The following is a 25,779-nucleotide window of genomic DNA, read 5'->3' as shown; positions in this document are numbered from 1 at the left end:
GTTCAGTTCAACGATGGGCTGCCCCACCTCAGGCCGATAAAAAATAACGTCATGCCCGGGATTACTTAAACGCTACAGACACCATTCCCCTTAATGCTGGAGTTGGAAGGCGAGTTCGCCGGACGCTTACACTAAAAATCTAAAAAAATAGCGAGGGGGGGGGCTGCCAACCGGCTAGAAAATGCAAATTTATTTTTATCTCCCTATATAATCAACGTCTGATGTTCGTACAGTTGACTATTCAGAAATGCCATCTTGCGTATCCTAGCTTACTGGTTTTTCTCGGACGAACTGGACGGACAGCTCTCCACTGGTCCAGCGTACAGATAAAACTATTTTATTCACTATGGTGGGTTCTTGTTGATTTTCAAATAGTATTTTTCGACCGGTCGTGAAGTTTAATTTCAGTACCAATGTTGGGTAATCGGTAAGATCTTTTTGTCCGACAGATTTATTAGATTTATTAGATTTATTTTTCGTGGATACGGGGGATGGTTCTTTTATGAGGTTTTCCGCAGCGAGTACATCAGAACGGGCTTTTTGGGATGCCTTGTCGTTTTTTCGTAATAACTTATTAGGCATTGAACCGGAAAGCGCGGTGGGAGTACCGACATCCGAATCAAACAAACCAGCAGTATGAAAAGTTTCGCCAGGAATATAGAGCTCGCTAAATGCGCGCTTTGCTTTTTTGCATTGAAGCTCAATATCTCTTTTCTCTTTGGCTTCGGCGTAATTTTTTTTATAATCATCAAGAAGCAAGTGATTGGTAATTCTTATTTTAACTTTCTCTACGAACTGGGATATTAAAAACGGATAATTGTGGGCAATCCATGTTTCCCCATCAGTTGTCCCGCTCCTGTCAAGTGGCCATGCGTTGTTCGGACTTGCAATGAAAATATCCGCAATTAAAATGTCGTCTGCTAATGGCATTTCACCTTTTTGGCCGGATAATTGAGTGAACGCATCTCTGATGGCATTATTTACTGCTGATGGTGTATCGCAAATGGTATGTTTCAGCTGAATAACCTTTCCTTGGCTTTTTCCCTCCTCGTTGTATTTATTGGTTGTTGTTGTAATGTCACCGCGGTTTTTTTTGACGACCTTGTTATTAACTTTTTCAGAAAAGCCTCCTGCGAAATTTTTTTTCTTAAGATGTTTTAGGCCTTTTGCGGATTCTACGTAATACCCCATTGCTATGCCAGTTATCGAATTTTCCCAACCATTGTGTTTGTCCAACAGCCAGTCTCGTGACTTTTTGTTTGCCGGCGTTTCCGGGAGTTCCTGCGTAGAAATTAGCATTTTCTCCAGAAGGTTGAGAGCGTTTTTGGCTCCGGGGTAATAAACTGAATCTGGCATTTCACCGACTCCATTACAGAATGGCGTTCAATAAATAATGAACGCCATTCCAAATATTAGTTTCTATAGATTGCTTTGGGCGATAAGACACCGGATGCAGCATCGAAGTGAAGCCCGATGGCCAGAAGGCCCTGATTATCCGGTGACTCTATATTGGAAAGGAAGGTACTGGAAACACTCAGCTGTTGAGGCTCGTCCGATGCATCATCTGCCACAAAGGTCCAAGCACTATCCGGCTTCAATTTGTATTGAAAGCAAAGTCGCTTGCTTTTGGGCTTTACATCGAGCTTGATTGCGTGTATCGGCTCCTCGGGTAAGTATAGAAACTGAGTGTCGATACCCGTGACAGAATCGGAAGTGATTTCTAACACTTGATCATCATCCGGCTCATTATGGGTTTCATAGGCGGGCTTAGCATTTTCCCGCGAAACACCTATCGTCAGCTGAACGGCATAGCCTTCATTGATTGACCAAAAACCACCACGTTTGATGAGCTTAAGCGCAAGCGAAGTCAGATTTCCCGCGATAATTAACTCTCGCCGATCTATCATCTTCGCCCATTCATTACTTCGCTGCGAATTGGCTACTATTTGCTTGTAGCTGGTGTATCCCAGGCTCTTCCCAACTGTGACTTTCGTCCACTTCTGTTTAGAAGCTGTACCACTGACCCTCATGGCTAAAGGGTTACCAGTTTTCGCGTTGTTGGAGTCATTACCGGCCGCGATTACCAAATCCGCCAGCTCTGAATGACGTGACACGATTAGCTGGTCGTTTTGCAATGTCCATCGCTGGGCAAAATTGGGTGACTCTGGGCTCACAACCAGGGCTTTGGTTTTAAGGTCGGCTGACAATAGTAGATCCATGAAGCTCCCAGCATCCTGCGCTTTTACAGCTGAGATCAACCGTCCTTTCGCATCCAGTTGCCATATTTGATGTGCACCATTGATGTCAGGTTGTGTAACTACCGAACATTGTGAAGTCGAAAGCACAGACTCCAGGCCTTCGCCGCCATTGATCGAAAGAACCGGACCGCCGTCGGCTAGCCGAAGTTTGAACCAGAGTGGAGCAGTGTCTTCGTTAGCGGCTTTGATTAGGTTGTCGACAAAATAGAGGGGTATCTCGTCCAGTTGCCATAGTCGATCATTACGGGTGTTATCTGTTCGTGCTTTCAGTAGAATTTTATTTTCCGCTGCAGCAAGCAGTGCGTGGTTTTTCCCAATCCCGACATTGGTGATTTCACCGGAGCCTGCTGATTCCCAGATTTGGTTATCTGCTTTACCAAGCTGATGGGCGATTAGCGTATAAACGGCATCTTGGGTACCAGAGGCCTTTTCGGGAGTGATGGCGAAAGTGATATCCCCGCGGGCGCCCCACGCGCCAGCCTTACGTGTGACCAGGCTCACTATGTGGCCTTCGGCAGTCATACGCCACAGCTGTGATCGCTCTGGCGCATCTTCACTTTTTTTCCAGACGATGGCAGTTCCTTCAAGCTCGGTGTCGGATGCCAAGCTCAATAGTGCGTCGTTATTTTTGTTGCCAATCGTGAAGTAGATATCCTTGGCCAGGCAGCCTACGGAATCTCCATATTCGCCATAAAAAAGGAACCACGCGTTTTCCTCAAATAGCAGAGCGCGTTTCGTTTGAGTTTTTGCATAGCGCTTCAACATTGCCCAGCACTTGCTGGATAACTCATCCGGTAACACGTTGATGCTCGGAATCAGGTTCTCTCTTTGAACTGCTGCCCAGCGTTTGTAATCGTAAAGCGATTCGGCCCATCGAGCCGCATCTTGAACCACGATGCCTTCACCGCCGACGGCATGGAAGGTTGATGATTGCGATTCGTTGCTGGACTTGTTCTTTTCGTCCGCCTGAGTGCTTTTTTCCGCAGATGCGGACAACTGCACATCAACTGTCGGTGCGCTGAGGCTAGCTTGAACCTTCGCTGCGAAACGTTCAGTCAGGCTGGATTTATCTTCCTTTCCGTCAAATACCTTCGACTGCGTTGCGAAAAGGCGTCCTCCTACTAGGGTCCGCGTCGAGACGAAATGCCCGTAATACCCGAGCACCTTTTTCAGAGCTTTGAACTGTTCGGTGTCGTCTTCTTTGTCCATGGCAGCCTGGCATTTTTCGAAAAAGCTCTGACTGGCGCATGGTTTATGTTCGTCGAACGACAATTCGATGCGGGGTAGGAAGAAGTTGGCCGTGGTGTACGACCTCTTTCCAATCATTCCAGCACTCGATTGCTCTTGGCTGGCATAGCTGGCTGCCATCCCGACGCCGACGGTCGTCATAGCTCCGCCGGCGACTGCTAGCGAAAAGGAGAGGTTGGATATTCCGCTTTTTTGCGTTTGATGCACCGCTTCAGAAAAGGTGAATTGGTTCTCAAAATAACCGGAAAACAGCGGTTTCCTGTACAGCACTGTGGCTGGAGACAGTTCATTGTTATCGACCTGTGTCGCACTGAAGTCCGGGCGACGGAGCACTTCTCGAAAGCTGGCATCTATAGACGTCGACGGATCGAGGACGATACCGCGGTAAAAACCAACACGATCGAGTAAGTCATCACGTTGAGCCACTGTCAGGTCAAAAAAATCCTGCGCATCCTTTAGAGGAGCCAATTGCGCCTGAAGCAATGCGACCTTTTCTTGAGGAGAGAACTCGTGTCCTTCGTGCTCAAGGCTTTCCATCTTCTCGAACAGCTTCGCGCTCAAATCCGGCGTTGATGCCTCGACGGCCTTCAACAACTGCGCACGCCTGTCTTTCGCTTCTTTCCGGAACTTCTCCGCTTCGGCCTCGCTTTCTTTCTCCATCTTGCGCACATCCAAAGCATGCTTGCGCAGCAAGATACGGTCGAGTCGTTTATCGATGTCGTCAGCGGAGATAGCATCCAGATCATCCGGTTCTTTGAATCCGTTGCTCTTCCGTTGCGGCGGTTCGTTGGAGAGGGGCCTTCCTCCCTCTGGGTTTTCCGAACCTTCGCCATCTTCAAGTACGTCGTCGACCATGAGCGCTTCTCTACGGATTGAGATTTGCGACTGACAGTGCCATATTGCCATTATCAGGTTCAAGACCCTTGGTGCAATGCCTCGACGTGAATGCGAAACCCGCTTTACTAAATTTCTGCAGATTCGAGCCACATTGCCGATACACGCTGATCCCAGAATAAATTGCAGTCTGAACAGCCCCCTTCACTTGGCTGGCAATTGCGCTTGAAACAGGTTTGTCGGAATGTCCCTGACACGGAAGCTAATTTTCACTGCGGTTGCCAGAAATCTTGCGCTAACTTTGCTAGCGACGGCGTCCCTTTTTGGTTTCTCTCCATCGGTATATGCCCTCTCCGCAGGGTGTACAACCTTGAACGCCCAAAGCGGTACGACGTCTTTCTCGCGATCATTTGCTGCAGGATCTTTCGATCCTGGTGATACCTTGACTGTCTCGTTTTCGGATAACGGTTCAAACGTCGGAAATTCCAATCCCAGTTCTGCAGATTCGGTCATTCTTCGTAATCCGACGACGTTTACCGCCTACTATGATTACCGAAGCAACACCGGTAGCGGAGGTAGTCACACTGGTGGTGCGACATCCTCACAGTTGACCGGTGGCGCGTTCGTCAGCATCAAAGCTGGGACATACTTGAGTGCAGTGTCGATTTCCTGTGGGTCGGCAGTATCCAGTGACGCCACGCTTTCCAATCTCATTCCGTCGACTGGCACGTTGTCTCCATCATTTTCTCCAGGTACCACCAGTTACAGTATTTCTGTTGCTAACAGCGTTTCTTCGATTGGCTTCACGCCGATTGCCAGCAGTGGCAATGCTACGATTAATGTAGGCAGCAATACGGTTGTATCTGGTGCGGCATCTCCCACGATCGGTCTAAGTGAAGGCACAAATCCGATCAGCATTTCCGTCACAGCCCAAGACGGCACCACCACGAATCTCTATTCAGTAAGCGTCTTGCGAGCAGTCGCAGTCCCAATTTCGAATGCAGTGACGGCGACTGTCTCGGCCAACAGTTCGAATAACATTGTCACGCTGTCCAACTCAGGAGGCGCTTATACGTCGGCTGCGGTGTCCGTAAATGCGTCTCATGGCAACGCAGTAGCGACAGGTACATCGATTTATTACACACCTACAGCCGGCTATTCAGGGGTAGATAGCTTCCAGTACACCCTTAGCAATGGAGCTGGTAACTCACAGTCTGCCACGGTGACAGTTACAGTGACGGCGCCACTGTTAGCGCTGTCGCCGGCGGCCGGAACACTAAACTCTGGTCAGATGGGTGTTGCGTACAATCAGTTCTTCAGTGCTTCGAGCGGTACAGCACCCTACAGTTATGTGGCTACGGGAGTTCCGCCAGGTCTTATTTTTGATCCCTCCAATGGGCACCTCAGCGGCATCCCGAGCAGCAGCGGTACCTATAATTTGTCTGTTACCGCTACCGATCATTTCGGTGCCACCGGTAGTGCCAACTACACGTTGAATGTTGCTGCTGCTGCGTTACCTGTCGCCAATCCAGTCTCCGCCACCGTTTCGGCCAATACCAGTAATGCTGTTTCCGTCGCGTTGTCGGGAGGCACAGCGACATTTGTAACGGTAGCGTCTGCACCGATGCATGGCATTGCCGTGGCTAGCGGTACTTCAATCACCTATACGCCGAATGCAGGTTATTCAGGCGTCGACAGTTTTACCTATACAGCAAGCAATGGTTCTGGCACATCTGCGCCGGCAGTGGTCACTTTGACCGTCACATCGCCGACACTTGTTCTGACACCGACTTCAGGCACGTTGACGTCGGCGCAGGTCGGCGGCACTTACAGCCAATCTTTCAGCGCATCCGGCGGTTCGGCTCCCTACAGTTACGTCGGTTCGGGCCTTCCCGTAGGTATGAACCTGGACTCAATCAGTGGACTGCTCAGTGGCTCGCCTACTGGTACAGGCACTTTCAATTTGTCTGTTACGGTGACAGATAGCCATGGCGCAACCGGAAGTGCGAACTACACGTTGAATGTTGCGGCTGGAGCACTACCCGTTGCGAATCCAGTCTCAACCACCGTTGTTGCCAACAGCAGCGGCGCGGTCGCATTGTCGATCAGTGGTGGGACGGCAACTGCTGTGGCGGTAGTAACACCGCCATCACACGGTTCGACGGCAGTCAGTGGAACTTCGATTTTCTACACACCGGTAGTAGGTTTCGCCGGCACAGATAGCTTCCGATACACAGCCAGTAATGCCTCGGGGACATCACCAGCAGCGACGGTCAGCATTACTGTCGCTCCGTCAGTGCTTACAGTTTCGCCGGCGGGGTCGGAGTTACCCAGTGCAACAGTTGGTGTCGCTTATTCGCAGCTCATTAGTGTTTCAGGCGGAGCCACCCCCTATCATTTTGTAGCGGCAGGCCTGCCAGCAGGGCTTATTATCGATGCATCCTCAGGCGTCATCAGTGGCATGCCGACCACCTCTGGTACGGCCAATGTTTTGGTAACAGTGAGCGATAATACGGGCACATCTGCGAAGGTTCCCTATAGCCTGACGGTGAATGGCTCGGTGCCAAGTGGCGCGGATCGTAGTACGTCTTTGTTGGCAGGTCAGTCACTAACGGTTGATCTCACCGATAACATCAGCGGCGGTCCATTTACTCAAGCCTCATTGCTTGATATCCCACCCAGAGCAATGGGACAGGTCAGTCTGAACGGTATGAACCTCACTTTTCTTGCGGCCGCTCAGGCCTCGGGAGCGACAGTGATCCATTACACGTTGAGCAACCGTTGGGGGACTTCTCAACCTATTGCGCTGAGCGTGCAGATTACCGGGCGATCCGATCCAAGCAAGGATCCAGAGGTTATCGGTATGGTCGGCGCTCAAGCACAGAGCTCCACGCGCTTTGCTCGCGCGCAGATCGACAACTTCAATGATCGGCTTGAACAGTTGCACGACGACGAAAGCCGGCGGAATAGAGGCTTCAATTTACAGTTGGGTCTACCGCAGTCCCGCCCATCTCGCACCGGAAATACCAGTGCTGCCGAGATGTATCAGGCACTGTCGTCGCTGAGCGGTAACGATGCTCCGGCAATTGAGCGGCACGCTGCAGCAGGTGAGCAGGATGGTTGGTTGGGAGACGATAACCTCGCGTTGTGGAGCGGCGGTTACGTGAATGTTAGTGATACTCATCGAGATGACGTCAAGTTCGACAGCACGATGGTGGGGGTTAGTGCGGGTGCTGACTATCGTTTCTTCGATACCTTCACCGCCGGCATCGGCTTCGGTTATGGAAGTGATTCGAGCGATATTGGTTCCCGGGATAGTCGCAGTAAGGGGCGCTCATTCAGCACCGCGTTGTATGGCAGCTTGCATCCTGGACGGATATTCGTCGACGGCTTACTCGGCTACAGCAGCTTGTCATTCGATAGTCGGCGCTACGTTACCGATAACGGAGGCCGCGCCAAGGGCAGCCGCGATGGAGATCAAATATTCGGCTCCCTGAGTTCTGGCTATGAGTTCCGGGACGAGAATTGGAAGGTCGCGCCTTATGGCCGCATGGATATTTCTTCGACCAAGCTGGACGGATTTCGCGAGAGCGGTAGCGGCATCTATGACCTGGCTTACGCGGAGCAGCGTATGACAGTGTTTTCTGGCGTTGGTGGGGTGCGCGGGCAATATGGCATACCGTTGACGCAGTCAGCCGTTACTCTGAGAGGTCGAGTCGAATACAGCCATACGTTTAGCGGCGATAGTACTGCACGTGTTGGCTATGCCGATGTCAGCGATTCTACCTATGCCATCTCAACGGTAGGGCAGAGCGAGAACATCATGACGGTGGCGCTGGGATTAGACTTCCTTCTGTCATCGGGCGTGAGTACTGGACTGACGTACCAGGGCTCATATGGACTCGGCGATGACTCAAGATCGAATGCGTTGATGTTTCGGGTCGGCAGCCGTTTCTAACCGCCGACCCAAGCGTCCTGCACACCCCATTACTCGCAGCCCGGCCATCTCTCCAGACAAATTATGTTTTTTTGCATAATTGCGCATAAAGCTAGTCTTTTAGATTTTGCCCGCCCGTTCACCAACCGGATCTCAAAGATCTAACCACATCAAGCGACGCTTTCATTGGCGAGCATGCTAATGCTTCATAGCGTGCTTGCCTCTGTTTCTTTGGCCCCACACTGAGGGTAGAACTGGGGGCCTTGGGCATTATCGCGACTACAAGGCCGCTCGTTGCCGGGCCTCTTCTCGTGCCTGAAGCTGCAACTGAAGCTGGGCTTGAATCTCGGTGTAGAGCTGAGCCTGCTCGTTATCACGGTCGGCTAAGTAACATCACTCAGGAGGATTGTGATCTGATAGACGACTTGATGACACGATACTCTGTGTATGAGCATTCTCAGGCAGACGATCTTCCAGCGGTCCCCCCCGAACTCGCCCAACTCGAAACAGATGTGCGATCGCTTGCGGACTGGATAGAGGGGTACTCGAAGCGAGTGGCCTGACCCACATTGAAACGCCGACTGCTTGTTACCTGTAGCGGTCGCTAGTGAGCGTCCGCTTTTGGCCGAAAGCGGACCATTTGGCTCACCCTGTGAACTCCTCTCGCCTTAGCACTCGTCCGATAAAAGTCCAAAGTCGTCGCTGGACACTTGAGCTGCTTCATTAAGCCGTTGACGTAGCGCAGCGGTCAGCTCCCGCTCCACTTCCCACGGGTCCGATAGCGCAGCAAGTTGAGGCGCCAACTGTGGCGACAGGCTCATCAGGGACTGATTGAGCGAACGCGCCGTTTCATAAGCGGCCTTCTGCACGAAGCTGACTTCCACCAGTTCACCTTGGGCCTTGCGAAACTCCATCTCCGCCATCCGCGCCAAGTAGTGCTCGCGATGCGCTCGTGCTTTCTGAAAGTCCGGGGACTGCCCTTGCGCGGGATCAGCGGGCGGCGGCGCAGCCATGTTAGTCGGCTCGGATTGTGCAGCGACGTGGCTGTACACATCACGCTGAATCCGCTCCTGTTGATGGCGAGCAGCGACGGCAGCCTTGCTCGGGTCGGCGGTATCGCGGATCAACGCTTCAGTGGCCAGCACGTCGACCTGCTTGCCATTGGGAGACAGGACCAGTCGGCCGTTTTCCTTAAGCCAGGTGATGTAACTCGGTGACCGGCCGATGTGCGCAGCGAAGGCGCTCTTGGATAGGTAGGTGGCTACGGTCATAAGCCCTCCTTTTCAGCGGCTTTTCAATGAATCCTTTCAAGATTTCAGTGGATTGAAATTTCAGTAAGCTGGCGGGCCTCCCACTAACAAGATCCCGCGGGTTTCCGACCCCGTGTCCTTTGAAAGTCCCCAGGGTCCCCGGCGGGTTTCTGCCGGGTCCGGCCGGTCGAGCCAGCATCCGAGTGCCATGCCCTGCCCCAATTCCGTTGGAAAGACGGACATCCCTGCAACCATTTCAGCTAGAGAGATTCCGCGAGTTCGATAACCCGTGTAGGGGGCGGCCCTTGGGGAGGACCCGTGAAATCTGCGCCCTACCCGGCCCGCCCGGCTCATGCTTTCGGCTCGGCCTCGCTCAGGTCCAGCCGCTTGGCCACCCAGCGCTCGTACAAGCCGATGGCGACATCGGCGCCGGCCATCGCGGTCAGGCAACCCAGGGCGCCCGCTGTCCAGATCGACAGGCCCGCACCGAACAGCAACATCATCGCCGACACGCCGCACACGATGCAGGCACCGGAGCGAAGTACTAGCCGGCGCAGTAACGCCCAACCTCGTGCCCCGTCCTTGTCGGCGCGCCACATCTCGCCGGACACACCGCCAACCAGGGAAAGAGCAATCACCAACCAGATCGGCATCTCTGCCAGTGCCTGTTGCTCGTTCGTCATTGCCCTGCCCCTTAAACAAAAAGACCCGGCGCAATGGTCGGGTCAGGTGGTGGGTGGCCTGCCGCGCTTTGCGGTCGCACCCATCGAAGATGGCCCCTTTTTACAGGTCGATTCTGGTGGCAGCAAGACCGTTTTAATGCCACCCGGTGAATGTGTGGGTGACACCCGGTGAACGGCTGGCGAATGTCGGTGAATATCTGTCCCGGCTGTCTTTTGCTTTTCTGGCGTCCCATGCGTCCCACCTCTTTAAAACGAGGTGGGACGTCTGAAAGCCCCGCAGATTGGGGCTCTGCCCCACCGTCCTACTTTTATCTCTCTTTTCTCGTGTATAGAAAGAAATTTAAAAAGCACGCGTGCGCGTAAACGCGCGTACCTGTACCCGCTACGCACACACGGGCGTGAGGCATGAAAAAGGTGGGACGGTGGGACAGCCCAACAACGACGCGGCCTGCGCCCGTCCCACCACCGCAAAAAGCGGTGGGACGGAGGCAGGCCAGTGGGACGGCATGAGCCAGAGAGATGCCCACGATCAAGCCGCTTCCCCCAGGAGGAAGTGCTCGACCACGATGTGGGCGTCGTGCAGGCGCTGGTAGTAGACGTTGCGCGTGCAGCCACTGCGGGTCAGACGTGCGGCTAAGGGCGCGTCAGGCTGGAAGTAATGCACCTTGACCACGGTCATCAGCTCGGGGTCGAGGCGTTTCTTGACGATGCGCTCAATGTCCAGCGAGGCTTCCAGCGGCACCCGGCTCCCGCGCCGGCCGCGCACCAGTTGACCACCGCTCTCCATCATCATGGCGACCATGTTGCCGCCCGAATAACCGGCGGCCACTTCGTCGCTGTGCAGCTCCTGGGCCCATTGTTTGAGGGCCATATCGATCGCTTTAATCATCGAAGCACGGCTCCTCGAATTCTTCCTTCTGAAGTGCAGGCGCCCTGCCCCAGTGCTCGGGTTTCTTGTACGCCCATGGCCGCTGACCGCTCTTGTTCAAAGCCCCCAGACGGAACCGTCGCCACCCCAGTCGATGCAGAATCGCACCGACGCGCATCTGCTCGGGTTTGCCCCAATGACCGGGATCGAGCTTGAGCGCCTGACTCATCACCTCACTGCCGGTGGTGGTCTCGCCAATCTGCGACTCTTCGAGCCAGTTCAGAATCGGTGTTTCCCATTCGTCCACCACAAAGCGTTCGTCCTGCTCCTCGCTGAACATCGGTGCTTCCTCTCGTGTCACCCACCAGAGATCGCCGGCCTCGAAGCAGAACACCGCTTCGGCCCACAGCTGGTCGCGGATCTCGCGCAGCAACGGCACATCGACCTTGGTACAGGCCACCGGCCAATAACGCCGGTTGCCGGTGGCGTCCTTGAGGTACTCGTCCTGGTTGGTGGTCCCGACGAAAACACACTGGCGTGGCACGTCCAACGTTCTGCGGCCATAGCTTTCGCGGTAGGTGTCGGTCGACGCCGAGAAGAACTGCTTGGCCTTGGTGCTCTCGGCCTTGTTGAAGCTGTCCAGTTCGCCCAGCTCGACAATCCACTTGCCACGAATCGCCTGAAAGCCGTCCTTGTCGCCGAGGGCAAACGGCGTGTCCATGAACCACTCGCCACCGAGCACGCTCATCGCGGTCGACTTACCGGCGCCTTGTACGCCTTCGAGGATCATCACCGAGTCCGCCTTGCAGCCCGGCTTCATCACCCGCGCCACGGCGGAGATCATCCAGCGCTTGCCGACCTTGGAGGTGTAATCCGTTGCCTTCACCCCCATCACATCCGTCAACCAACGCTCCAGGCGCGGCACACGATCCCATTCGAGTTTTTTCAGGTACTCGCGCACCGGGTGAAAGGCGTGGTCGTGGGCCACGACACTCACCGCCTCGATCACGTGCGACGACTTCACGCGCAGGTTGTACTGCTGCGCGAGCCACTTCATCACCCGCACGTCGTCGATGTCGGCCCACTCGCCGGTACCACCCCCATAAGGAGCAGCCCGCAGCTTGACGATCTTCGAGCTGAAGGCGCAGTAGCTGATCACCCCGGCCCAGCGTTCGTCATGCGCGAGGATCAGTTCGACGTTCTGCATGTGCGCGATCAGGGCCCCGCTCTCGCTGCGAGCCAGCTGATCTTTCCAGCCACCGGCGGCCGGTGGACGCACAACCGCGAGCACTTGTCGGCGAACCGCATCCAAACCTTCGGCGACGTGCAGGTCGTTGAAGTCGGTCCACTTGTCGTGGCGCTCGAGCGCGAAGGTCGGCGCAACCACCTGGGCACCGACAATCAGCGCGGCGTTGCCGGCCTTCTCTTCGCCGGGGTTCCACGCATCACCGTTGGGCTTGGTGGTCTTCCAGTCATCGTCGCGGCAGATGATCAGCGGGCATCCGGCAAAACGCTCACGCATGGCTTTGCACACCGCGAGCAGGTTGCCCGCATCGAAGGCCACCGCCACAGTGAGCGAGGTCGCCATGTGCAGGCTGGCGCCGGTGGCGTAACCCTCACACACCAGCACCGGTTCACCCGGCTCCGGGTGCGGACCGAGCAGGTGAAAGGTGCCCTCCTTCGCCATGCCGTAAGGCCAGTAGGATTTGTCGCGGCCAGTGTCTTCCTGCTTGCTGGGGAAGATCACCTGCAGGCCCATGATTTGATCACGGGCATTTTTCATCGGGACCAGCACGGCGCCGGTGCGCGGCGCGTAACGCACATTGATCCCGACGATCTGTTTGCGGTCCAGGTAGTCGCTGCGTCCGGTGGTCGGCATGCGCTCGAACAAACCCTGCGCCCTTTTCGCCGCCCGCCGCGCAGCGTTGTTCGCGATTTCGGCGGCACGGCGCTTGGCTTCCTCCTGGCGAGCGCGCATCACTTCGCGCTCTTCCGGCGACATGCGCCCGGCCTTGACCTTGATCTTCTGCGTCTCGCCCGAACGCCAATCACCGAAGGCGCCGAAGATCAGCGTGTCGCCCTTCTCCGTGCGCTGCTCGTGAACCACGTACCAGCCGTTCTTTTCCTTGCCCTTGTCCTGCGCTGTCTTGCAGCGGGTCAGCTTGCCGAACACCAGCGGTTGCGCTGGCTCCAGACCGTAGTCGGCGAATTGGCCCAATACCTCATCGAGCATGCTGAATCCCCCGCTCAGACAGGGACTGGCAGCTGATGCACTGCGAGCAACCCGGTTGGGCCAGTCGGCGTGCTTCCGGAATCGGATCGTCACAGGCTTCACAGAACAGCAAGGAATGGGCAGCACTCTCGGCCTTGGCAGCGCTGCGCGCTGCCATGGCCTGATCGATGCGTTCCTGCACCAGATCGTTGGCGAAATCGGCGATGTCAGCCACGGTCGGCACCTCGCGTCGTCTGGTTGACGTAGGTGGCGCGGTTGAACAACCCGAGCAGCCCTTGAATGCCGCGGAACACCTGCAGGCGAATCGCCGCCAGTTCCTGATCAGTCACCACACCGTCGCCAATGCTCTTGGCCCAGGTCTCGGCCAGATCGGCGACCTGACGGAAGTATTCGGCGATACCCGTGGTCAGGGTCTCGGGCATGTCGTTGGTGTAGGTGTCGGCTAGCTCCTGCCAGATCGTATCGCCGACCAGCGCATGCACCGCATCCAGAATGCGGCGATCCTTGGTCAGTTCGAGGATTTCGCCAAACTCCTGAATGTTGATGGAGTGGCTCGGATGGGTTGGCGACAGCTTGTGCTGCAGCGTGGTCGGGTTACGACCGGTCGTGGCAGCGATGGCAGCAGCGCCGCCTGGGTATTCGCGAGCGGCGTGGTACAGCGCTAAATCGAGCGGCAGGATTTCCCGCTGCGCCCGTTCCAGAGAACTGAGAGCGATTCGGCTCATGGCATTAATCCTAAAAGTTGCCAGTGCCATGCGACAGATGTTGGTGATACATTTGCCGCGTGGTCTGGAGAGGCCCAAACGCCGGTAACCCTTGCAGGGGACAACCGGCACCGTGCCGGGGCGAACAATCCGTTGTTCCCCCCTGGCGCAACAGCTGCCAGCTCTGTGGTAAGAACGGCAGCAACACCAAGGCTTCCGAGCCTTGGAAACGCGATGGAGGTCGGCGGCATGTGGTGTGCGCACCTACCGACATCGCGCCCCGGCAGCATGTGATGATGCTAACGGGAGGAACTGGGCGGCCCTTGGGTCGCCTTTTTTCTAGGTTTTATGCAGCGACAGCGGAAATAGCTGGAGCTGGAGCTGGAGCTGGAGCTGGAAAAAGATCAGGTAAATCAGGACGCAATTCGTGGGGTAACACTTTTCCTTCCGATGCCTTAGCAACCGAATGCACACGTTCGGTGGGAACCCGCCCCGCCCTGACCCATTTCCAGACATGCGGTTGCTTGACGTTGCAGCGGCGAGCAAGCTCTGACTGGTTGTTACCGCAAATCTTGATGACCTTTTCTAAGGCCTGCCGACATAGCTCGGCGTCTTTAACGCAGTAAGTCACTGATTAAGCTCTCCCTGATGAACGACGAAGCGAATCTACAACCTTCGTAATAGACAAGTCAACACCCAATAGTTTAGGACGCCCTATAACCGAGGTCGTAGAATTACCCCATGAAATACTTACCGATCGATCTCCTCCCCACGCTCTCCGATCGGCTGAAATATGCCATGGAGCAACTCAACCTCAGTCAAACTGATGTGGCGAAGCTTTCGGGATGCTCTCAAGCGACGATTTTCAAAATCGTAGATGGCCAAACACGAGAAAGCCGCAAAACAGGCGCTATAGCTCGCGGACTTAACCTTTCGTTACCGTGGCTTGAGAATGGCGATATGCCAGCCAGCATAGTGCCCATCACTCGTCGTCAGGAAAAATCACCCCCGCCTCTTATTCTTGAACCGGTATCCGCGTGGGATAACGACACCCCCTTGAATGATGACGAGGTGGAGATACCACTTTTTAAGCAAGTTGAGATTTCAGCTGGGGCAGGGAGAACAGCTGTTCAGGCTGAATATGGCCGTGTGCTTCGTTTTTCCCTTGCAACACTTCGGCAGTGCGGCGTCCACCCTGCTAATGCGTTATGTGCGCCAGTCACAGGTAGGAGCCAGGAACCGTTAATCCTTCACGGTGCGACGGTCGGAATAGACCGCGGCATGACCAAAATCATTTCTGACCATCTCTATGCCATTGAGCAAGAGGGCGCGCTGAGGATTAAATTCCTGGAACGTTTGGAGGGTGGTGGACTGAAGCTCGTGAGCTATAACAGAGCTGAACATCCAGATGAATCCTATACATTTGACCAGTTTGTAGAGCAGCAAATGAAAGTTTTAGGTCGAGTATTTTGGTGGTCGACAATCCGCCCCGTGAATGCTCCTCCTCTTCCAAGAAATTGAAGATCTAAAACCAAAGTAATTGCATCATGCTAACACCTAGGTTATTTTCGCCTCACTCTCCTACCACAGTGAGGCTTCACCATGCGTACCACCGCATCCCTGCATGTCCATCCGGCATGCGTCAGCAATCGAAAACTGATCGAACAGCTGCAGCTCGCCACGGGCTGCCTGGTCGTCATTCATAACAGCAAACCCAAGCTTGTCGCCAAGTCCTGTCAGCCCTCTCCTGTTCATCCGAACGGCGGAGGGCACGCGGCATGATCAAGTTCAAGATCGACAACCGTACCCTGCAGTTGCTCAATGCCCAGGTCAACCTGAGCGAGACCTTCAACCATGTTCTGCGCACAGCGCCGAAGCGCGAGTGCCTGGCATTCCGTCTCAAGGCTGAGCGCGGCCCCGTGGAAAGCACTTTTGTCATCGAGCTGGGCAGTGAACGCCACACGCTGACCCTGCCGAACGACAAGAAGATGCACCTCAAGCTAGCCGACTTCATCGAAGAGATTGCCAACGGCCCGCTTGATCCGAGCAACACCAGCGACCCGGCGCATCGCGCGCATGCCGATCGCCAATACGGCCGCTTTGACGTCCAGGACAAGCAACGGGTGTTCGAGCTGATTCGTACCGGCGGCGTGCTGAGCCTCGACATGGGTTTCGATCTGCCGCTGCACGTGGCTGTTCATCGCCCGCACACTCTCTCCTGCATCACCGCCATCCTCAGCATCGGCAAAAAGAGCCCGCGTACCCGGTGTTTTACCGCGTGCGGTACCGATGTCGAGATCTACGGCAAAGTCAGCGAATCCATCAGCCAAATTGCTGCAGCGGCCACTCCTGCTGCACACGCGGCTTAAGGTGGGCGACATGGAACGTACCCTCGCCCAAACAGCTGCTCATCTCGGCCTGACCCGCCCCAAGCTCATCGCCCGCATGCGCGAAAAGGGTCTGCTCAAGGGAAACCTGCCGGCGGATCTCAACCGTGACGATGATTATCTGCGGATCAAAAGCAGTCCCTGGTACGACGAGAAATACGGCATGCAGTACAGCCAGTCGACTCGGGTCAAGCAGGCCGGAATCCGCTGGCTGGCTGACCAGTTGGGTATCGACCTCCCCGCCATTCCGGCAGGCCGCCGTGACGTGGCCTAGGGAATACGCCCGACAGATCATCGCAATGCGAACACGTGAGGAGCGCAATGCCGCGCTCCAGGAGGTGCCTGAACATCTGCGGGAATTGACCAAACGCCATTGCCTGAACGCCTGGAACCACCCATCACGATCCAAACGCAAGGAGGCTCAATAGCCACATGAACAACGCGAACCAAACACCGCTTCGCCTTCATCCGGCGCCTGAATCGACCACCGTTGAAATGCTCTATCGCACTTTCGGGAATGTGCTGATCCCGCTGGAAAAAATTCGGGAGGCCTATTTTCGCAACCTGAATTCGCAGTTGTTCGTGACTGAGATCTACAACGGCCGGATTCAGCTTCCGATCACCACGATCGACGCCAGTCGCAAGGCACTTAAATACGTCCACATCCGGCACATGGCCTCGTTGATCGACATCTGCGCCTACAAGGCCGATGAAGACATGCAGCGACAGCAGGAAGACCAACCCGATGCTGCACCCACTCCATTAACGGCAGTTACCACTACCCCACGACAACCCCAGGAGCACACCAAATGATGACTCCAATACAAATAGTTGCACTCGTCATCCTGACGGCGCTCGCCGCTCTCCTTATTTGGGGCGATTACATCATGGGCCGCAGAGATGGTCTGGAGGTCGGCCTGCGCGAGAGTGAAGACATTCAGCGCGCCGTGAGCGCCAAAACCATACGCGAGCTTCAGGCCTCCCTGCAGTTCATCAGGGCTGATCACGCGCGCCTGGCACAAACTTGCAAACTTCTTGAAGCAAGTCCGCAGTTCGGCCCGACAGAAAAGCAGACGCTGGTCGCCATCGGCGACCTACTGCGAATTGCCGCCGAAACCTTCAGCGTATTTCGTACTGGCAAGAAGCTCGAGCGCGACGCCAGACCTCTACGAGAACAAGCGCTTCAATTAGCAAAACGCGTAGTAACCCAAAAAAGGACCGATCACATGAAAGGCATTCAGCCAAAAGGAGTGAGAGCATGAGCGCCGCAGAAAAAATTGATTTCCACATAACTCCAGGCGCCTGGTTTCGGCAGGATCTGCTGTATCCAGTTTTTGGATTAAGCACGGAAGCAGTCCGCAAATACCGATCCCGCGGGATCTGGCTAGAAGGGAAGCACTATCGAACCGACCCAGCGAACGTGCTTGTTTATAACAAGGAGGCCATTGAAAAGTGGATGGCAGGCCAACCATGACTGACAAGATGCCCACAGGCGTCGAGATGAATGGCAAGCAATTACGCATCTGGTTCATTTTCAACGGCCAACGTTGCCGAGAACCTCTCGAAGGAATCTCGAAAGTAAACAAAGCCGCAATTGCATACGCCGACAACAAACGGCGCACCATCTTAGCGGAGATTAGAGAGGGCCGTTTCGATTATGCGGCTCACTTTCCCAACTCACCAAGGGCCGCCATGTTCACGGACACCGGCGGCCCGTCCCTAAAGCGTACAGTCAAAGAAGGTATCGACCGATGGCTGGAGGTTCAAAGGGCGCTTAAAGCATCAAGTACCGTCGTTAACTATGTCAGCAAGGCCAAGCACGTCGATAACAAATTTGGCAAACGCCGAATCGTCGACATCAGCAAGAGCGATATAGAGCTATTCCAAGCTCAATTGCTAAAGCAAGGGCTATCCCCTAAGACAGTAAACGACATCTTCACCGTCGTTCGTGGCGTCTGGGCTGACGCCTTTGGCGACGGCATTTTGAAAGCCAACGCACTGGACCGAATCAGTAACGTCGGTTCGGACGTAGACCTTGAGCACGCCGATCCCTTCAGCCGCACCGAGATCGAGCTGATCGGCAAAGCGGATCCGGACAGACGACATGATAGCAGGATGATTGAGTTCAACTGCTGGGCCGGACTTTCGCTATCCGAGCTCATCGCGCTCGCTGTCGAAGATATCGATCTCGATGCCGGCCTAGTGCAGGTTCGTCGTGCGCTGGTCGTTGGTGAGTTCAAAGTCCCGAAAGAGCGCTCCAGGGTTAGGGTGATAGAGCTGATCGATCCTGCACTTGTACTGATGCGAGAGATCGTAGCTGCTGCAAGAGAGGTCCCCGCGGAAGAGATCACCGTTATCCAGCGTGACAACATCACGTCGAAGAAGATGAAAGTCAGGTTTCTTTTCCGCAGCTCCACCAGCGGGCTGCTATGGAGCGGAAAGACCTTGAGCAATTGGTTCACGGCTCACCTGAAGAAGGCAGAGGTCCGACACCGAGGCGCCAACCAATGCCGTCATACCTTCGCGAGCCAGATGCTGTCGAGCTATGTACCAGTGGAATGGGTAGCGAGACAGCTTGGACATGCTGACACCACGATGGTGAGAAAACATTATGGGAGGTGGATACCCAAAGACACCAAGAGCATGGCCGGTGTCGTGTCGAAAATGCTGGGGTTTAGGACGGACTAGAGCGGCATAACGGGCAAGGTTTATGCCCTAGAAATGCCCTAAATGGATCGACAGAAACGAAAAAGCCCCTGTAATCATCAATGATTACAGGGGCTTAGTCTTATTCGATAATGGCGGAGAGATAGGGATTCGAACCCTAGGTACCGGTGAAGGTACAACGGATTTCGAATCCGTCCCATTCGGCCACTCTGGCATCTCTCCAACGGCGCGCATCATAACAACACTTCTGCCGAAAGCAAACCCTCTTTCGAAAATTTTCTTCGTGCTATCAGATGCTTGCGTCGATTAAAGCGGTACACCCAGACGATTGGCGACTTCTTCGTAGGCTTCGATGACGTCACCGAGGCCCTGGCGGAAGCGGTCTTTGTCCATCTTCTTCTTGGTGTCCTTGTCCCACAGGCGGCAGCCGTCCGGGCTGAACTCGTCGCCGAGGACGATCGAGCCGTCGCTGAACACGCCGAATTCAAGCTTGAAGTCCACCAGCAGCAGGCCTGCGTCGTCGAACAGTTTGCTCAGGACTTCGTTGACCTTGAGCGACAGTTCTTTCATGCGTGCCAGTTGCTCGGCGGTGCCCCAACCGAATGCCACGACGTGGGATTCGTTGATGAACGGGTCGCCCTTGGCGTCGTCCTTGAGGAACAGTTCGAAGGTGTACGGGTTGAGCTTCATGCCCTCTTCGACGCCCAGACGTTTTACCAGGCTGCCGGCGGCGTAGTTACGCACGACGCACTCGACCGGGATCATGTCCAGCTTCTTCACCAGGCACTCGTTGTCGCCCAGCAGTTTGTCGAATTGGGTCGGAATGCCGGCCGCTTCGAGTTTCTGCATGATGAAGGCGTTGAACTTGTTGTTCACCATGCCTTTGCGGTCGAGCTGCTCGATGCGCTTGCCGTCGAACGCCGAGGTGTCGTTGCGAAACAGCAGGATCAAACGGTCAGCGTCGTCGGTCTTGTAAACCGATTTGGCTTTGCCGCGGTAGAGTTCTTCACGTTTTTCCATGATGGGCTCCGCTTGCTAAGTAGATGGGCTAGGCGATATGGCGCCAGTCGAGCCCTGAATCTTGATCGGCCAGTTGCAGCCAGTCCGGGTCGCACCCGAGGGTGTCGACGAAACATTGCCGGGCCAGCTGCGGCAGGTTGTTCTTGCTGCTCAGGTGGGCGAGAACCAGATGCTGCAAGCCCTGCCACCCCAACTCGGCCACCAGGAATGCCGCCTGATGGTTGTTCAAATGTCCCAGCTCGCCGCCCACCCGTTGCTTGAGAAAGTACGGATAGTGACCACGGGCCAGCATGTCGCGGCAATGGTTGGACTCGATCATCAACGCATCGAGATCCCGATAGCCGTCCAGCACCCGCTCGCAATAGGAACCCAGGTCGGTCAGCAGGCCGAAGCGCCGCTGCTCGTTATCACTGAATACGTACTGGGTCGGCTCCTGCGCATCATGGGCCACGGCAATGACCCCGATGTTCAGTGCGCCGATCTGCAGCTGCTCGCCGCCGGCCAGAAAGCCTGCGGGTTCGATCGGTTTGCGCATCCCGCGCAGTGTGCCGCGACTGAGGTAGACCGGCAGATTGTAGCGCCGAGACAGCAAACCCACGCCATGCACGTGGTCGGCATGTTCGTGGGTTACGAGTATCGCGCTCAGTTGCGCCGGGTGAACCCCCAGACGCAACAGGCGTTTTTCGGTTTCCCGCAGGGAAAAACCACAATCCACCAGCACATAGGTATCAGCGCTGGCGATCAGCGTGCCGTTCCCTTGGCTACCGCTGCCGAGAACGGCAAAGCGCATGTGATCAGCCCAGGTTGTCCTGAATCACGCTCAACACTTTGCGCGCCACATCGGCCGGCGCAACGGTATTGATGTTCTTCTCTACGGTCACCTGAACGTTCTCACCGACCTTGCTCAGGCGAACCTGATAACGCTCGGCGCGGGCTTCAACTTCTTCCTTGGTCGGCGCACTGCCGAACAGGCTGCTGAAGAAACCAGGCTTGTCGTCTTTCTTCTCGGCTTTCTCGGCCAGGTTGATGTAGTACAGGCCCAGGCTGCGGTTGATGTCTTCAACGCGCCACTGACCTTGCTCCAGCGCACGACCGACGCTCGACCAGGCACGATCCAGGTCAGGACCGACGTTCAGCACCGGGTTGCCGCTGCCGTCTTCGCTGAGGCTGACACGGCTCGGGGTATCGAAATCGCGCGAAGCCAGCATCGACACCGAACCACCCTTCTCGGAGATCCGGCTCATGCTCGCGAGCATGTCGTCGACCAGCGCTGCGTCCAGGCCTGTGTTGACCGAACGGTTGGTGAAATCGACGTCGGCGGTGCTGCCGGCAGGACGCTCGGCGCTGACCACGTAGATTTCACTGGTGTTGCGCTGCACGCCTGGCTCGATACGCACCCGCACGCGGGTTTCGCTGTCGGCACCGACACCGGCGGCGCTCAGGCGCTTGGCCATGGCGGCGGACAGTTCGTCGGAATGCTGCCAGGTGGTAGTGAATTCGCCGGTTTGCGGACGCTGTTCATCCAGCCGGAAACCATTGTCCTGGAAGAACTGTACCGCCACTGGCCAGACTTCGGCCGGAGGGTGCTGGGCCACGACCCAACGCGAGTCACCGCTCTTCTGCAGCGAGTAGTCGGTCGCCTCGGCAACCGCCGTCAGCGGTTGCGGACGCGGTACCACGTATTCGCCCTTCGCCGTGTCATCAGCCACGTTGCGCGGGATCGGCAACAGCGGATCCAGACGCTTGGAGGTGCTGACATTCGGTGGCAGTTGCATCGGTGCAGTCTGTTGCGCTTCCAGGTAATCGCTACCACGGTCACGGAAATAACCTTCCGGGCCCCAGACCCATCCGCAGCCACTGGTGCTGGAGATAATCAAGGCAAGTGCGGAAAGTCCGGCCATTCGCTTCATGCGTTGTACTTCCTCAATTAAACCAGGACGCTGCACTGGCGCAGGGCCGTGCGAAGCGTTTCATGACAAGGAGCGCTCAGCCAGGTCAACGGCAGGCGGATGCCTTCGTGCATCAGGCCCATTTCAACCAAAGCCCACTTCACCGGAATCGGGTTGGCTTCGATGAACAGGTCCTTGTGCAGCGGCATCAATTTTTCGTTGATCGCCCGTGCGGTCTCGGCGTCGCCTTTCAGCGCGGCCTCGCACAGGTCAGCCATTTCGCGCGGGGCGACGTTGGCCGTTACGGAGATGTTGCCTTTGCCGCCCAGCAGGATCAGCTCAACCGCGGTAGGATCATCGCCGGACAGCACGATGAAGTCCTTGCTCACGCCGTCGATGATGGCTTTGGCGCGTTTCAGGTCGCCGGTGGCTTCCTTGATGCCGATGATGTTCGGCACGCTGGACAGGCGAATTACGGTCTCGGCCTGCATGTCGCAGGAGGTGCGGCCGGGAACGTTGTAGAGAATCTGTGGAATGTCGACGGCTTCGGCAATGTGCTTGAAGTGCTGGTACAGGCCTTCCTGGGTCGGCTTGTTGTAGTACGGAACTACCAGCAGGCAGGCGTCGGCGCCGGCTTCCTTGGCGTTGCGGGTCAGCTCGACGGCTTCGCGGGTCGAGTTGGCGCCGGTACCGGCGATCACCGGAATGCGCCCGGCTACCTGTTTGACCACGGCTTTGATGACGGCGATGTGTTCTTCTACATCAAGGGTCGCCGACTCGCCGGTAGTACCGACCGCGACAATGGCATGGGTGCCGTTCTTGAGATGGAAGTCCACGAGTTTGCTGAGGCTGTCCCAGTCAAGACGCCCTTGTGCATCCATGGGAGTGACCAGTGCCACCATACTGCCCGCAATCATGAAACCGCTCCTGCCGGAAAAAGAGAGCGGTAATGGTACTGGCGCCAAGATGCTTGCACAAGCGAAGTACTGCGCCGCCATTCCCCTTGGCGTCGGTTTTCGCTACCCTTCAGACTTTGATCGGTACAGATCAGCTTGTACGCCGGGTTCCAGCCTCCTCTTTCGGCCTCCCAGGCCCCGTTCCAGTGTCGCTGCTGCACGCTCCGCCTTTATTGGAGCGAATTGCGAGCCACGGCCCGGGGCTTTCTGAACGGGCACGCGCAGACGCTTCCCGACGGCCAACGCCCATCGACCTACCGACCGCTCATCGCTTTAGGAATGCTGCATGTCCACCCCCACAGTTCGCGAACAATTCCTTGTCATCAGTGCCCTTGGCGCCAACCCCATGGAGCTGACTAACGTCCTGTGCCGCGCCAGCCATGAAAATCGCTGCGCCGTCGTCACCTCCCGCCTGACTCGCCATGGCGAATGCAGCGCCCTGGTGCTGGAAATCTCCGGCAGCTGGGACGCGCTGGCCCGCCTCGAAGGCAGCCTGCCGACCCTGGCCAAGCGCCACGCATTCACCGTCAACGTGGTACGCAGCGCGGCTCTGGAAAACCGTCCGCAGGCCCTGCCGTACGTGGCTTATGTCAGCTCGGCGTATCGCCCGGACATCATCAATGAGCTGTGCCAGTTCTTCATGGATCACAACGTCGAGCTGGAAAACCTGACCTGCGATACCTATCAGGCCCCGCAGACTGGCGGCACCATGCTCAACGCCACGTTCACCGTAACGCTGCCGGCCGGCACCCAGATCAGCTGGCTGCGCGACCAGTTCCTGGACTTCGCCGACGCGATGAACCTGGATGCGCTGATCGAACCTTGGCGCCCACAAAACCCAATGTAAGGAAGCTTTCATGGCCGTTGTCATCGACCAACCGGTTGCGGATTTCGAAGCACCTGCCACCAGCGGGCAGACCGTCAGCTTGTCCGCCCTGAAGGGCAAGCAAGTGGTGATCTACTTCTATCCGAAGGACAGCACCCCCGGCTGCACCACCGAAGGCCAGGGTTTTCGTGACCAGTACGCGGCGTTCCAGGCCGCTAATACCGAGATTTTCGGTATCTCCCGCGACAGCCTGAAGTCTCACGAGAACTTCAAGTGCAAGCAGGAATTTCCGTTCGAGCTGATCAGCGACAAGGACGAAGCGGTCTGCCAGCTATTCGACGTGATCAAGCTGAAGAAACTGTATGGCAAGGAATATCTGGGCGTTGATCGCAGCACGTTCCTGATCGACAAGAACGGTGTACTGCGTCAGGAATGGCGCGGCGTGAAAGTGCCGGGACATGTGGATGCTGTGCTGGCTGCGGCTCAGGCCTTGAATAAAGCCTGAAGGTTTTGCGTCGCCCTCATTGACGCCTTCGCGAGCAGGCTCGCTCCCACATTGAACTTGTGAACGCCACAGATCCAATGTGGGAGCGAGCCTGCTCGCGAATAGCCTTCATATAAAATCTGGCTCAACCGCTACAGCAGCGGAGCGACAACCGGCTCCTTGCGCGGCCACGCATCCAGCACGGCCTTGAACAGCGTCGCCAGCGGAATTGCGAAGAACACGCCCCAGAACCCCCACAACCCGCCAAACAACAGCACCGCACAAATGATTGCCACCGGGTGCAGGTTGACCGCCTCGGAAAACAGCAACGGCACCAGCACGTTGCCATCCAGGGTCTGAATGATCCCGTAGACCGCCATCAGATAGATGAACTGATCGCTCCAGCCCCACTGGAACAACGCAATCAGCAACACCGGCACGGTCACCACCACCGCGCCGACGTACGGCACCACCACCGATACCCCGACCAGCAACGCCAGCAGCGCCGCATAGTTGAGGCCAAGCGCGACGAAGGCGATGTAGGTCACGCCGCCACAGATCACAATCTCTATAACCTTGCCACGAATGTAGTTGGCGATCTGCCGGTTCATTTCCTGCGCCACGCGGGTGATCAGCGCTCGCTCACGGGGCAGATAGCCGCGCACCCACTCGCCGATCATGGCCCGATCCTTGAGAAAGAAGAACACCAGAATCGGCACCAGCACCAGATAGATCATGATGTTGACCAGCAGCGGCAGGCTCGACAGGGAAAAGGTCAGCGCCCATTGGCCGAACTTGCCGATTTCGCCACGCGCCGCTTCGATGGCCTGCAGCACCTGCTCGTCAGAGACCAGATGCGGATAGCGCTCGGGCAGCAACAGCAGCAGCGACTGCCATTTGGCCAGCATCCCCGGCAATTCGTTGAACAGCGTGATCAACTGATGCCACAGCAACGGCAAGACCACCACGATGAACACCAGCAACACGCCCATGAACAGCGCAAACACCAACCCCACCGCCGCCGCGCCAGGCACGCGCATACGCTCCAGTGCGAGTACCAGCCCCTGCATCAGATACGCCAGCACCATCCCGGCCAATACCGGCGCGAGCATGCCACCGAGCGTGAGCACCGCGGTGAAGGCGAGAAACAGCAGCACCGCCAGCACCACCGCTTCTTCGTCGGAAAAGTAGCGCTGAATCCAGTCGCGTAACACTTTGAACATCAATAATCCTTAGGTCTTTTACGCTGTCGGTTCAGGCTTTTTTCAACCAGTAACGGTAGACGCCCGCTTCGTCTTCTTCGCGCAGCAGCGTATGACCGGCCAGACGGGCAAAGGTGCGGAAGTCGCGCTGCGAACCCGCGTCCGTGGCGATCACCTTGAGCACCGCCCCGCTGGGCAGCTTGTTGAGTTCCATCTTGGCCTTGAGCAACGGCAACGGGCAATTCAGGCCACTGGCGTCCAATTCACAGTCATGGGCTACAGCGTCAGTCATTGCGTCACTCCGGTTCAGGTGGTTGAGGCGCCTAGAATATC

Annotated in this window: 26 protein-coding genes and 1 tRNA gene; 11 read left to right on the top strand and 16 right to left on the bottom strand. The window is 56.2% G+C overall.

Translation table 11 applies throughout. From position 1 onward, the window contains the following. Positions 1-264 precede the first annotated feature (264 nt). Both AC3WMV_RS23435 and AC3WMV_RS23430 read right to left on the bottom strand, forming a co-directional pair. Positions 265-1,356 (bottom strand): hypothetical protein, encoded by a 1,092-nt coding sequence (locus AC3WMV_RS23435; protein ID WP_027614481.1) that lies wholly within the window; start codon positions 1,354-1,356, stop codon positions 265-267. Between the two features lie 56 nt (positions 1,357-1,412). Beyond that, on the bottom strand, positions 1,413-4,361 hold the full coding sequence (locus AC3WMV_RS23430) for an RICIN domain-containing protein (protein ID WP_158248890.1): 2,949 nt from the start codon (positions 4,359-4,361) through the stop codon (positions 1,413-1,415). A gap of 223 nt (positions 4,362-4,584) precedes the next feature. On the opposite strand from AC3WMV_RS23430, the gene AC3WMV_RS23425 reads away from it, so the two are divergent. Continuing rightward, entirely contained in the window at positions 4,585-8,298 is a 3,714-nt protein-coding gene (locus tag AC3WMV_RS23425; protein WP_083221299.1) for an autotransporter domain-containing protein, read from the top strand. A gap of 647 nt (positions 8,299-8,945) precedes the next feature. Here AC3WMV_RS23425 and AC3WMV_RS23420 read toward each other — a convergent pair. The 7 genes from AC3WMV_RS23420 to AC3WMV_RS23390 all read right to left on the bottom strand — a co-directional run bounded on the left by AC3WMV_RS23420 (position 8,946) and on the right by AC3WMV_RS23390 (position 14,646). Beyond that, entirely contained in the window at positions 8,946-9,548 is a 603-nt protein-coding gene (locus AC3WMV_RS23420) for a hypothetical protein (protein ID WP_027614479.1), read from the bottom strand. Between the two features lie 329 nt (positions 9,549-9,877). Beyond that, positions 9,878-10,210: a phage holin family protein gene (locus tag AC3WMV_RS23415; protein WP_027614478.1), complete on the bottom strand. Its 333-nt coding sequence runs from the start codon at positions 10,208-10,210 to the stop codon at positions 9,878-9,880. A 529-nt stretch (positions 10,211-10,739) separates the two neighbouring features. Next, positions 10,740-11,099, bottom strand: coding sequence for a PA0613 family protein (locus AC3WMV_RS23410; protein ID WP_027614477.1), 360 nt, complete (start codon positions 11,097-11,099; stop codon positions 10,740-10,742). Next, the gene (locus AC3WMV_RS23405; RefSeq protein ID WP_027614476.1) at positions 11,092-13,311 is read right to left on the bottom strand and encodes a VapE domain-containing protein; all 2,220 of its coding nucleotides are present in this window, start codon (positions 13,309-13,311) and stop codon (positions 11,092-11,094) included. Before AC3WMV_RS23405 ends, AC3WMV_RS23410 begins: the two co-directional genes overlap by 8 nt. Beyond that, a complete protein-coding gene (locus tag AC3WMV_RS23400) occupies positions 13,301-13,525 on the bottom strand; it encodes a TraR/DksA family transcriptional regulator (protein ID WP_008080171.1) in 225 nt (74 codons plus the stop codon). The genes AC3WMV_RS23405 and AC3WMV_RS23400 overlap by 11 nt, the downstream gene beginning before the upstream one ends. Then, positions 13,518-14,036: a phage regulatory CII family protein gene (locus AC3WMV_RS23395; RefSeq protein ID WP_025112490.1), complete on the bottom strand. Its 519-nt coding sequence runs from the start codon at positions 14,034-14,036 to the stop codon at positions 13,518-13,520. The genes AC3WMV_RS23400 and AC3WMV_RS23395 overlap by 8 nt, the downstream gene beginning before the upstream one ends. A gap of 325 nt (positions 14,037-14,361) precedes the next feature. Beyond that, positions 14,362-14,646 carry a transcriptional regulator gene (locus AC3WMV_RS23390; RefSeq protein WP_103368269.1) on the bottom strand — a complete coding sequence of 95 codons (285 nt, stop codon included), beginning with the start codon at positions 14,644-14,646 and terminating at the stop codon, positions 14,362-14,364. A gap of 110 nt (positions 14,647-14,756) precedes the next feature. Between AC3WMV_RS23390 and AC3WMV_RS23385 the strand changes: the two genes are divergently transcribed. From AC3WMV_RS23385 to AC3WMV_RS23350, 8 genes are all read left to right on the top strand, one after another. Further along, positions 14,757-15,536 carry a LexA family transcriptional regulator gene (locus AC3WMV_RS23385; RefSeq protein ID WP_081730300.1) on the top strand — a complete coding sequence of 260 codons (780 nt, stop codon included), beginning with the start codon at positions 14,757-14,759 and terminating at the stop codon, positions 15,534-15,536. 81 nt (positions 15,537-15,617) lie between these two features. Further along, the gene (locus tag AC3WMV_RS23380) at positions 15,618-15,797 is read left to right on the top strand and encodes a hypothetical protein (protein ID WP_081730299.1); all 180 of its coding nucleotides are present in this window, start codon (positions 15,618-15,620) and stop codon (positions 15,795-15,797) included. Continuing rightward, positions 15,794-16,384, top strand: a complete 591-nt coding sequence (locus tag AC3WMV_RS23375) for a hypothetical protein (RefSeq protein WP_027614474.1) — start codon at positions 15,794-15,796, stop codon at positions 16,382-16,384. The genes AC3WMV_RS23380 and AC3WMV_RS23375 overlap by 4 nt, the downstream gene beginning before the upstream one ends. Before the next feature lie 10 nt (positions 16,385-16,394). Further along, positions 16,395-16,676, top strand: a complete 282-nt coding sequence (locus tag AC3WMV_RS23370) for a phage antirepressor KilAC domain-containing protein (RefSeq protein WP_027614473.1) — start codon at positions 16,395-16,397, stop codon at positions 16,674-16,676. A gap of 158 nt (positions 16,677-16,834) precedes the next feature. Next, entirely contained in the window at positions 16,835-17,215 is a 381-nt protein-coding gene (locus tag AC3WMV_RS23365; RefSeq protein WP_027614472.1) for a pyocin activator PrtN family protein, read from the top strand. Then, a complete protein-coding gene (locus tag AC3WMV_RS23360; RefSeq protein ID WP_049827962.1) occupies positions 17,212-17,664 on the top strand; it encodes a hypothetical protein in 453 nt (150 codons plus the stop codon). Before AC3WMV_RS23365 ends, AC3WMV_RS23360 begins: the two co-directional genes overlap by 4 nt. After that, on the top strand, positions 17,661-17,876 hold the full coding sequence (gene xisR / locus AC3WMV_RS23355) for an excisionase family protein (RefSeq protein WP_027614470.1): 216 nt from the start codon (positions 17,661-17,663) through the stop codon (positions 17,874-17,876). Before AC3WMV_RS23360 ends, xisR begins: the two co-directional genes overlap by 4 nt. Next, entirely contained in the window at positions 17,873-19,090 is a 1,218-nt protein-coding gene (locus AC3WMV_RS23350; RefSeq protein WP_065899397.1) for an Arm DNA-binding domain-containing protein, read from the top strand. Before xisR ends, AC3WMV_RS23350 begins: the two co-directional genes overlap by 4 nt. Before the next feature lie 111 nt (positions 19,091-19,201). Here AC3WMV_RS23350 and AC3WMV_RS23345 read toward each other — a convergent pair. The 5 genes from AC3WMV_RS23345 to dapA all read right to left on the bottom strand — a co-directional run bounded on the left by AC3WMV_RS23345 (position 19,202) and on the right by dapA (position 22,895). Next, positions 19,202-19,291 (bottom strand) — tRNA-Ser (locus AC3WMV_RS23345). An 84-nt stretch (positions 19,292-19,375) separates the two neighbouring features. Next, positions 19,376-20,089, bottom strand: coding sequence for a phosphoribosylaminoimidazolesuccinocarboxamide synthase (gene purC / locus AC3WMV_RS23340; RefSeq protein WP_007963288.1), 714 nt, complete (start codon positions 20,087-20,089; stop codon positions 19,376-19,378). Positions 20,090-20,117: 28 nt separating this feature from the next. Further along, positions 20,118-20,879: an MBL fold metallo-hydrolase gene (locus AC3WMV_RS23335; RefSeq protein WP_047598088.1), complete on the bottom strand. Its 762-nt coding sequence runs from the start codon at positions 20,877-20,879 to the stop codon at positions 20,118-20,120. 4 nt (positions 20,880-20,883) lie between these two features. Next, positions 20,884-21,999, bottom strand: coding sequence for an NlpB/DapX family lipoprotein (gene bamC / locus AC3WMV_RS23330; protein ID WP_027614466.1), 1,116 nt, complete (start codon positions 21,997-21,999; stop codon positions 20,884-20,886). A gap of 17 nt (positions 22,000-22,016) precedes the next feature. Continuing rightward, positions 22,017-22,895 carry a 4-hydroxy-tetrahydrodipicolinate synthase gene (dapA, locus tag AC3WMV_RS23325; protein WP_027614465.1) on the bottom strand — a complete coding sequence of 293 codons (879 nt, stop codon included), beginning with the start codon at positions 22,893-22,895 and terminating at the stop codon, positions 22,017-22,019. A 325-nt stretch (positions 22,896-23,220) separates the two neighbouring features. On the opposite strand from dapA, the gene AC3WMV_RS23320 reads away from it, so the two are divergent. Beyond that, complete coding sequence (locus tag AC3WMV_RS23320) at positions 23,221-23,781, top strand: glycine cleavage system transcriptional repressor (RefSeq protein WP_007963284.1); 561 nt, start codon at positions 23,221-23,223, stop codon at positions 23,779-23,781. 10 nt (positions 23,782-23,791) lie between these two features. After that, positions 23,792-24,265, top strand: coding sequence for a peroxiredoxin (locus AC3WMV_RS23315; protein WP_003222570.1), 474 nt, complete (start codon positions 23,792-23,794; stop codon positions 24,263-24,265). Between the two features lie 131 nt (positions 24,266-24,396). On the opposite strand, the gene AC3WMV_RS23310 is transcribed toward AC3WMV_RS23315, so the two are convergent. Next, complete coding sequence (locus tag AC3WMV_RS23310) at positions 24,397-25,467, bottom strand: AI-2E family transporter (protein ID WP_027614463.1); 1,071 nt, start codon at positions 25,465-25,467, stop codon at positions 24,397-24,399. A 31-nt stretch (positions 25,468-25,498) separates the two neighbouring features. Then, complete coding sequence (locus AC3WMV_RS23305; protein ID WP_007963279.1) at positions 25,499-25,738, bottom strand: sulfurtransferase TusA family protein; 240 nt, start codon at positions 25,736-25,738, stop codon at positions 25,499-25,501. Positions 25,739-25,779: the final 41 nt, after the last annotated feature.

The organism is Pseudomonas sp. FW305-3-2-15-E-TSA4 (assembly GCF_058787295.1).
This window is presented reverse-complemented; position numbering and strand designations above follow the sequence as displayed.